The organism is Flavobacterium sp., assembly GCF_043722275.1.
Lineage (GTDB): Bacteria > Bacteroidota > Bacteroidia > Flavobacteriales > Flavobacteriaceae > Flavobacterium.
In genome coordinates this window covers 1-9,584 of the sequence record NZ_JAYSPC010000200.1, presented here as the reverse complement: position 1 = coordinate 9,584, position 9,584 = coordinate 1, and the positions used below count along the sequence as shown (strand labels likewise).

General features: G+C 33.0%; 8 protein-coding genes. All 8 read right to left on the bottom strand.

Going from position 1 to position 9,584, the window contains the following annotated elements; all coding sequences use genetic code 11:
* A partial coding sequence (locus ACHZDT_RS23605) for a TolC family protein (RefSeq protein ID WP_394777150.1) occupies positions 1 to 345 on the bottom strand: 345 nt, incomplete at its 3' end.
* Positions 338 to 3,505: an efflux RND transporter permease subunit gene (locus tag ACHZDT_RS23600; RefSeq protein WP_394777149.1), complete on the bottom strand. Its 3,168-nt coding sequence runs from the start codon at positions 3,503 to 3,505 to the stop codon at positions 338 to 340. The genes ACHZDT_RS23600 and ACHZDT_RS23605, both read right to left, overlap by 8 nt.
* A gap of 108 nt (positions 3,506 to 3,613) precedes the next feature.
* Complete coding sequence (locus tag ACHZDT_RS23595; protein WP_394777148.1) at positions 3,614 to 4,696, bottom strand: efflux RND transporter periplasmic adaptor subunit; 1,083 nt, start codon at positions 4,694 to 4,696, stop codon at positions 3,614 to 3,616.
* A 172-nt stretch (positions 4,697 to 4,868) separates the two neighbouring features.
* The gene (locus ACHZDT_RS23590) at positions 4,869 to 5,252 is read right to left on the bottom strand and encodes a hypothetical protein (protein WP_394777147.1); all 384 of its coding nucleotides are present in this window, start codon (positions 5,250 to 5,252) and stop codon (positions 4,869 to 4,871) included.
* A 258-nt stretch (positions 5,253 to 5,510) separates the two neighbouring features.
* Entirely contained in the window at positions 5,511 to 5,915 is a 405-nt protein-coding gene (locus ACHZDT_RS23585; RefSeq protein WP_394777146.1) for a GNAT family N-acetyltransferase, read from the bottom strand.
* Positions 5,916 to 5,989: 74 nt separating this feature from the next.
* Positions 5,990 to 6,607 (bottom strand): hypothetical protein, encoded by a 618-nt coding sequence (locus ACHZDT_RS23580; protein WP_394777145.1) that lies wholly within the window; start codon positions 6,605 to 6,607, stop codon positions 5,990 to 5,992.
* 178 nt (positions 6,608 to 6,785) lie between these two features.
* Positions 6,786 to 7,178, bottom strand: coding sequence for an ACT domain-containing protein (locus ACHZDT_RS23575; protein WP_394777144.1), 393 nt, complete (start codon positions 7,176 to 7,178; stop codon positions 6,786 to 6,788).
* Positions 7,179 to 7,194: 16 nt separating this feature from the next.
* On the bottom strand, positions 7,195 to 9,066 hold the full coding sequence (locus ACHZDT_RS23570) for a M1 family metallopeptidase (RefSeq protein WP_394777143.1): 1,872 nt from the start codon (positions 9,064 to 9,066) through the stop codon (positions 7,195 to 7,197).
* Positions 9,067 to 9,584 lie beyond the last annotated feature (518 nt).

The window sequence follows — 9,584 nt, the reverse complement described above, 5'->3', positions numbered from 1 at the left end:
TTCAACTCCAGCTCCGGCGCGAACACCAAGTGTTGGTAATAAAAGTCCTTTTTTTACACGAATATCATTCTTTGCGATTTCAATTTCCTGTAAAGTAATATTTAATTCCTGATTGTTTTTTAAAGCAACATCAATCAAATCTACAAGGTTTTGATCCTTAAAGTAATCTTTCCATTGTAAGGCTGAGGTGTTGTTTGAATCCTGAGTTTGAGCTGTTCCGCCAAACGACTCAGGAACTGGCGTACTTGTAGTAGGTGCTGCCTCAGGCGCAGGGGCTTTACACCCTGCAACCGTAAGACATATACCTAATGCAATACCATATTGATATGATTTGAATTTATACATGATTGTTATCAATTTCTTCTGTTAATGGATTCTCTTCTTCATTTTTTACCAGCTTGTGCTTCTCTGCTATTCTGGCAAAAATGTAATACAATCCCGGAATAACAAATACTCCACAAATAGTTCCTATAAGCATACCTCCGGCAGCTGCAGTACCAATGGTTCTGTTACCAATTTTACCCGGACCACTAGCAAAAGCAAGTGGTAATAATCCTGCAATAAAAGCAAATGAAGTCATCAAAATTGGACGGAACCTCGCTTTCGCTCCCTCCATTGCTGACTCAAGTACTGTTTTGCCTGCTGCATGTCGCTGTATCGCAAACTCTACAATCAGTACGGCATTTTTACCCAATAAACCAATAAGCATTACCATTGCAACCTGTGCATAGATATTATTTTCTAATCCTGTTATTTTCAATAATAAGAAAGCTCCAAAAATACCCGCTGGTAAAGAAAGAATTACAGATAATGGCAAAATAAAACTTTCGTATTGTGCCGCTAATACAAGGTAAACGAATCCTAAACAAATCAGGAATACCCAAATAGCCTGATTACCCTGAGCAACCTCATCGGCAGAAATACCTGCCCAGTCAATATCATATCCTCTAGGTAATTTTTTCTCTGCAACTTCCTGAATCACTTTAATCGCCGTTCCTGAACTATATCCTATAGCCGGACCACCACTAATTTCAGTAGAATTGTACATGTTATGTCTCGTAATTTCTGAAAGACCATATACTTTTTCTAATTTCATAAAGGCAGAAAAAGGAACCATTTCATCACGGTTATTTTTTACATAAAGTTTTAAGATATCATCTGGCTGTGCACGATATTCCGGAGATGCCTGAACGATAACTTTATAATTAATCCCGTATTTAATAAAACTAATTTCATAGTTACTACCTACAAGGGTTGACAAGGTATTCATCGCATTTTCGATAGAAACTCCTTTTTGTTGTGCCAAATCGTTGTCTACTTTCATCATGTACTGAGGAAAACTCGCACTAAAGAAACTAAACACATTTGATAATTCCGGACGTTTGTTTAGTTCTTCAACAAACTCCTTGTTAACAGTTTCCATTTTTTTGAAATCACCTGAACCGGTTTTATCCAGTAAACGAAGTTCAAATCCTCCTGCTGCTCCATATCCGGGTACTGCAGGCGGTTGGAAAAATTCAATATTTGCACCTGGAATATCTTTCGATTTTTCTTCCAGTTCTGTCATAACTTCCTGTACAGATTCTTTACGATCGCTCCAGTCTTTTAAGTTGATCAAACAAGTTCCCGCATTCGATCCCGTACCTTCTGTCAAAATTTCGTAACCTGCCAATGACGAAACAGATTTTACTCCGTCTATTGTTTCGGCTATTTTTTGCAATTTCTCTGCAATATTATTCGTTCTTTCTAATGATGAACCTGGCGGTGTCTGAATAATTGCGTAAAACATTCCCTGATCCTCATTCGGGATAAATCCTGAAGGAACGGTGCTGCTAATCAACCATGTTCCGGCACAAAAACCAAGAAGTGCAATAATTGTAACGGCTCTTCTATTTACAATTTTACCTAAAACATTTTGATATTTACCCTGAGCAAGATTAAACTTGTTGTTGAAACCATCAATAAAAATATTTACAGGTGTTCTCTTTTTCGGTGTACTATGATTATTTTTTAACATCATCGCACAAAGCGCAGGTGTCAAAGTCAAAGCCACAATACCTGAAAGGATAATAGCAGTTGCCATCGTGATCGAGAACTGTCGATAAAATACTCCAACCGGACCAGACATAAAAGCAACCGGAATAAATACCGCAGCCATTAAGAATGTAATCGCAACAATTGCTCCTGCAATTTCATGCATCGCTTTTTTAGTTGCTTTAAGTGGCGAAAGATGTTCTTCCTCCATCTTGGCGTGAACGGCTTCGATTACCACAATTGCATCATCGACGACGACTCCAATAGCTAATACTAAAGCAAACAATGTAATTAAGTTCAACGAAATATCGAAGAATGTCATGAATATAAAAGTTCCAATCAAGGAAACAGGTACGGCAATTGCCGGAATAATCGTAGAGCGCCAATCTCCTAAGAAAAGAAACACTACTAAACCTACCAGAATAAAAGCTTCGATCAACGTGTGAATTACTTTTTCGATAGAAGCATCTAAGAATTTAGAAACATCATAAGAAATTTCATAATTCATTCCTTTAGGGAATTTTTGCTTGATTTTTTCTAACTTGGCTTTTACATCTTCAATAACCTGATTGGCATTACTACCAAAAGATTGTTTCAATACAATCGCTGCAGATGGTTTTCCATTCAAATTAGAATAAATATCATACATCGAACTACCAAATTCGATTTTAGCAACGTCTTTCAAACGTAAAAGTTCTCCGTTACTATTCGATTTTACAATAATATTCTCATATTGTTCTTTAGTTGTAAAACGTCCTGAATACTTTAATACATATTCAAATGTCTGAGAACGTTTTCCTGAACTTTCTCCGGTTTTACCAGGAGAAGCTTCTAAACTCTGGCTTGATAATGCTTCCATTACCTCATCAGCAGATACTTTATAAGCTAACATACGATCAGGTTTTAACCAGATACGCATCGCATATTCACGTGTTCCCAAGATATCTCCTGATCCAATACCGTTTACCCTTTTTAATTCTGATAATACGTTGATATCGGCGTAGTTGTATAAAAACTTCATGTCGGTATTTTTATCCGTACTATAAAGATTCACATACATCAACATACTTGGAACTTCACGCGTAATCTTTACACCTTCTCTAACTACCAATGGAGGTAATTTATTTGTAACCGAAGCTACACGGTTTTGCACGTTAATTGCAGCCTGATTAGGATCTGTTCCTAAGTTAAAAACTACCTGAATACTCGCTTCACCATCATTTCCTGCATCAGAAGTCATATATTTCATTCCGGGAACTCCATTTAGAGCTCTTTCCAGCGGAATAACAACTGATTTAATCATCAATTCTCCGTTAGATCCAGGATAATCTGCCGTAACATTTACCATTGGAGGAGAAATCGAAGGGAACTGGGTAATAGGTAAATTCAGTACCGATAAGATCCCTAAAAAGACGATGACTAACGATATTACTATCGATAATACAGGTCTTTGAATAAATTTATTAAACATTTTTATATTTTTTTAATGATTAAACCAAATTGGAATTTTCAAATGTTTCAGGTTTAAAGTTTCACGTTCAGTGCGCAACTTGAAACCTCAAACAACTAAAACAAAAACTTATTCCGCTTTTAATCGTAAATTATTAACCACTTTTTGAGGAGCTATGTAAGTAAAGTTGATCTTGTCATTTTCTTTTACTTTCTGAACTCCTTCAAGTAAAATTTTATCATTTTCAGTAATTCCGCTGCTTACAACATATAAATCAGGGATTTCGCCAGTAATTGTAATTTCTTTAGAACTTACTTTATTGTTTTTGTCAACGATGAAAACATATTTTTTATCCTGAATTTCGTAAGTCGCTTTTTGCGGAATCACGATTGCGTTTTTAAGAGGAACCAACATTTGAACTTGTCCAGTTTCTCCGTTTCGAAGTAATTTACCAGTGTTTGGGAATCTTGCTCTAAAAGCGATATTTCCGGTTTCGTTGTTAAATTCACTTTCGATAACTTCTACATTTCCTTTTAATTTAAAAAGTTCTCCGTTAGCTAATAGCAATGAAACCTTGTTTTCAGCACGATCTTTTATATCCGTTTGGTATTGTAAATATTCAGGTTCAGATACATTAAAATATGCAAACATTTCACTGTTATCTGAAAGGCTTGTTAACAATTCACCTTCGTCAATAAGACTTCCTAATTTTAATGGAATACGGTCAATTGTTCCGTCAAACGGAGCTCTGATTTCAGTAAATGATAAATGTAGTTTTGCTAATGAAACCTCAGCTTTTGCTGATTGCAGTTTTGCCTGAGCTACACTTAATTCGTTTTTAGAAACGATATTTTTATCTGCCAGTAATTTTGAATTTTGCAATTCAATTTCTACAGATTTTTGTTCAGCTTGTGCTTTAAGTAATTCTGCCTGATACATATTTGGCATAATTTTAAACAACAACTGTCCTTTTTTTACAAACTGCCCTTCATCAACATAAATGTTTTGTAAAAACCCTTTTTCCTGGGCACGGATTTCAATATTACGTACAGATTTAATCTGTGAAACGTATTGTTTTGTAAACGAAGTATCAATTTTTACCGGATTAGTTACAGTAAACTTTTCTACTTCTTCTTTTTCTTCTTTTTTAGTATTACAACTAGTAAGGCACACAAAGGCAATTAAGCCTGTGAACAAGATAATTCTTTTCATGATTTTATTGGAAATTAAGCGATTGAATGCTTGGAATACAGAGATTCCTTTAGATGAAAAAATGCATCAGGCAGCCTTAGTTAGAACTTAACTTTCATATAAGATGAAGTAGAAAAAAATACATCAACAATATGCAGGATCACAACTTAGGTAACCGATGTATACTGTTGAATCAAATTCTTAAAACTCGTTGAGTAATGTAAATAGGATTTGAATTGCCACAAAATGGCACGAAGATTTTAAAACGATTGTAATCATTTACAATAGTCTGGCTTGAAAAGGAAAGGTACCAATTATCAAGTAAACTGTAGTTTGTTGCAAAAAACTTATTAGTAAGTCCATCCTTAAGATCATCACTTCCAAGATATTCTTCCTCAGCATCTATATCAGCATCTTCAATAATTGAAGATCCCTGATCCTGATTTGTAAATTTCACCCGGTGTTTTTTCTCAAGAGTATGCTTGTGAAAGTTTTGTGGAGTACCAGCATTAAGATATTGACCTCCGCCGAACAGAAGCAAATTCATGAATACTAAAAATACTATTAACTTTCTCATTTGGGTGCGAAAGTAAGCAAAGTATCGAAACAAAAAAAGATTTTTTTATAAGCTTTAACATTTAATAAAGGCGAAAACGTTTTCATTGTTTTATTAAGTACAAATAATATTAAATTCTTATTTTTTTATGCGAAAATATCATAAAAAAAAGACCACAAATTAGAATACTATTAAGAATCAATCTTAGATGACATGAAATCAATCAAAATCGTAAATAATTGATGCTCTATATATTATTCGATAATTTAGTTATTCTTTCTATAGTAAAATTTCCATTATAGTAAATTCCTGTCCTGATTTGATAAAAGTTCTACGACTATCAATCATATTAAATTTTTCGTAAAATGTTTTCTTGTTGGTTCGTGCATTGCACCATATTTTTTTCAATTTTTTCTCTTTTCCGAGTTTTAAAATATATTTTAAAAGCTTAGAAGCAATTCCTTTTTGCTGAAATTCTTCTAAAGTTGCTAATTTTCTAAACTGCATTTCGTTATTAGTAATGAAACAAGAAACTATTGAAACTAATTTTTCCTGATCAAAAACGCCAAAATGCAATCCTGAATTATCTTCTTCTAATTGTACAAATTCAAAAGGCTGGTCCGGCCACATAACTTCGTGTCTGATTTGCCAGGTTTGTGAAGCTTCGATTTCTCTTATTTCCATAAATAGTATTTCTTCAAGGATACAAATTTACTTTTTATACATAAAAAAAGGGAATCAAATTGATTCCCTTTTTGCTATTTTACTTTAACATAAAATCGTTCTATGTTATTGCTCGTTATTTTTTCGATGCCGTTCTCGCCTGTTTTACCTACATTGATAACGTGTAATTCATTTGAAGTCCCATTTATACTACAATTCCAAATTGTACCATCTGATAAAATAATATCCGAAAATGAAGCATCAGATTGTTCTTTATTGTAATACGCTAATTTTTCAGTTTTGATAAGCTTATTTTCCTGCGTTTTTTTATTTTTCTGATAAAATAAAATCTCATTTTGATTTATTACAACAATCTCATCATAATCTTTACCGGTATAATCAGTTGTTTGCTTAGCTGCCCAAACTGGTTTATCGCCAATCATTTTCCAGGTTCCTAACGCCTGAGTCATTATACTTTGCCTTAAAATCGTTTTTAAGGTGTCTACCTTTTTAATCGATTCAAGCCCTATTTCACTGTCAGGTTTAATTTTTGAAGCGACGTAAAATAAATCAATTGCTTTTTTAAAATCTGCTTTTTTATAACACGAAACAGCTAATTCATATCTACTTTGTTGAAATGCGATTTTCGAATTATTTTGCGCAAAAGTTTTAATAGATATTAATAAAACAATAATAAAAAGTTTCTTTTTCATTAATAATGTATGTTTTTCATTTTTTGCAAACGTAATCTTTTAATCTCATAATTAAATACGGTTTCACATATTTGTTTTATTTATAAAAAAAATCTTACTTTATAAAATAGCAAAAAGGGAATCTGATAACTCAGATTCCCTTTTTTTTGCATTACCTTTCCACAAATTCTAAGGTAATTTAGATTGAAAACAAATTCAAAATTTTCATTGCTTTCTCTGTGTCTTTTTTATTCACAAAAATATGGTCGTGATAAAAAGCAGCTACAACATTACAGCTAATTTCATGCTCTGAAAGTGACTTTGAAAATGCTGCTGTTAAACCCACAGCTTCTAATGACGAATGAATTGTAAGTGTTATCCAAGACATCACGACTGAATAATCCAGATTTAATGTATCAGCCAATTCTTTTTTAAGAATTAATGTGATTGCTTCTTTTTCTTTAAAAAACATTTCAATTTCATTGAGATTTACATTTTCTAAAGTATCAATTTTACAAAAAACGTAATCACCTGAATTATGTTCCGGTTTCATACTTTTTAGTAATTGCTGTAAATCTTTTTCTCCTGACATATTTGAATTTATTAGATTATTTTACAGCAAAAATATTATTTGCTGGTGTTGCATCCATAAAAATACCACCATCAACTGTAATTTGTTTTACTTGCTTTTTATTTTTTAAAGCAATAGCAACAGATTTTAAATTTGCTTCCCAAACTGAAGGTGTCTGATGTAAAGTTTCTGTTGTATTATCTGAATATGCAACAATTACATCAAACGGAATCGCGAAACCTCCAATATTTTCAACAGTAACAACATTTTTAGCTACATTTTTTACCGAGAGATCAATATAATTATTGGTAAAAAACCAGTTATTAAAAAACCAATTCAGATTTTTTCCTGAAGCTGTATTAAATGAATTAAAATAATCCCACGGAATTGGGTGTTTCCCATTCCAATTGTCCATATAAGCATGCAATGATTTTTTGAATAAATCGTCTCCAAGCAAATCTTTTAATGCCAGATAAGATAAAGAAGCTTTTCCGTAAGAGTTATTCCCATAACCTGCATCAGAAACCTGAGATGACATTGAGATTATTGGCTGATCTTCTTCCGTCGATTTATCTTTAATATAGGATTCAACTCTAAATTCTTTATAGAATTTATCTGCAGCTTCTTTTCCATGTTCTGCAATTCCTATTAAATATTCAAAAGTAGTTGCCCAACCTTCATCCATAAAAGCATAACGGGTTTCGTTTATTCCCATATAAAAAGGAAAATAAGTATGCGCTACTTCGTGATCCTGAACCAATTGCGCAAAAATAGGATCACCCATTTGCGAATCGTTACACATCATAGGATATTCCATATCTGCAAAACCCTGAAAAGCGGTCATTTTAGAAAACGGATAAGGAACTCCCGGCCAACTGTGGGAAAAATAATCTAAAGCATATTGGTTATTTTTTACCGAATTCACAAAATCAGTTCCTTTAATATCATAAGCTGCCTGAACACTTGCACGACGATTTGTTTTTTTATCTACAATGACACTACTTGCGTCCCATAAATAATGATCGCTTAAACCAAAACAAACATCGGAGATATTTTTGGCTTCAAATTTCCAAATATTCCAGTCATTTTGTTTCGTAACAATTCCGGTTTTCAATTCTTGTTCGTTTGCAATATGCAAAATTTCATCCGTGATATATGATTTTTTTAAACGTGCCGAAAACTCCGGTTGTAAAACATCATCAGGATTTAATAAATCTCCGGTTGCATAAACCACATAATTTTTAGGCGCTTTTACTGTAAATGTATAGTCATTAAAATCATTATAAAATTCCTGACGATCTGTGTGAGCCAATCTGTCCCATTTATTATAATCGTCAAAAACGCTTACACGAGGATAACTATAGGCAACAAAAAATGTTGTTTCGTCTATTTGCCCTTCTCTTCCACTTTCTTTTGATAACGGATAATTCCAATCGATATCGATGGTTACTTTAGAATGTGGCGGAACCGTTTTTTTCATTTTGATATTCCCCACTGTTCCCCATTTTCTTCCATCTTCTTTATAAACTTCTCCTGCAATTTTCAATGAAGTAATTGTTAATCCATTACTTAAAAAATCATCGCTTACGCTTCCGCTTCTTGGCGAAGATGGTTTGTGTAGATTATTTACAAACCTGATTGGTAAATTCTTTAAAGTATCGTTACTATTATTTTCATAAACAATAGTTTCGGTTCCGGAAACGATTTTCGTTTTTGGATCTACACTAATTTCCATAGTATATTTTCCGTGATTCTGCCAATAGTTTTTCCCGGGTTTTCCGTCCATTGAGCGCGTTCCTTTCGCGTAAGCATCTTTTATATTTCTTGGCATATAAAGGTCTTGGGCGAAACTATTTTGTGCCAAAAACAAAAAGGCAATAAATAGTAATTGAAGTGATTTTTTTTTCATAAGTGGTTTCTGAATTTTGATGATTTAATATTGTTTATAATATTAGTTGCAGTTTATTGAGTAAAGTTACAATTATCTAAGATTAAGTTTGGATCAAAATTTCTTGCAAAGACGCAGAAGCGCAAAGTTTTTAAGTTTGTTATTTTATAATCTCCATTCTTTGTCGAGTTCCGCGTGTGATTTCTCGTTCCTCGAAATGACAAAAAATCGCAAAAACTTTACGCCTTAGTGCCTTTGTGGCAACAACACATACTTAAAAACTTTGCGCTTTTGCGTCTTTGCGAGATTATAAACATAAAAAAATTTGTGTCTTAGCGCCTTTGTGGCAAAACCAAATAGAAAAACCGTCTAATTCTAAAGAAAAAGACGGTCTCTACAATTAATATATAACCTTAATAGCTACAAAATATAATCGGTATTAATAAAATTCGATTCCTTGCTATCTAGCAATTCCTGCAAAATTTCATTATTATAAGCGATATCTTTTGAAGCCACAAACGTACGAATGGAGAATGAAC

Coding starts and splice junctions, on each gene's coding strand:
- ACHZDT_RS23580 (WP_394777145.1), bottom strand. CDS start 6,607: ATGAAAAAGAAACTTTTTATTATTGTTTTATTAATATCTATTAAAACT.
- ACHZDT_RS23600 (WP_394777149.1), bottom strand. CDS start 3,505: ATGTTTAATAAATTTATTCAAAGACCTGTATTATCGATAGTAATATCG.
- ACHZDT_RS23585 (WP_394777146.1), bottom strand. CDS start 5,915: ATGGAAATAAGAGAAATCGAAGCTTCACAAACCTGGCAAATCAGACAC.
- ACHZDT_RS23595 (WP_394777148.1), bottom strand. CDS start 4,696: ATGAAAAGAATTATCTTGTTCACAGGCTTAATTGCCTTTGTGTGCCTT.
- ACHZDT_RS23575 (WP_394777144.1), bottom strand. CDS start 7,178: ATGTCAGGAGAAAAAGATTTACAGCAATTACTAAAAAGTATGAAACCG.
- ACHZDT_RS23590 (WP_394777147.1), bottom strand. CDS start 5,252: ATGAGAAAGTTAATAGTATTTTTAGTATTCATGAATTTGCTTCTGTTC.
- ACHZDT_RS23570 (WP_394777143.1), bottom strand. CDS start 9,066: ATGAAAAAAAAATCACTTCAATTACTATTTATTGCCTTTTTGTTTTTG.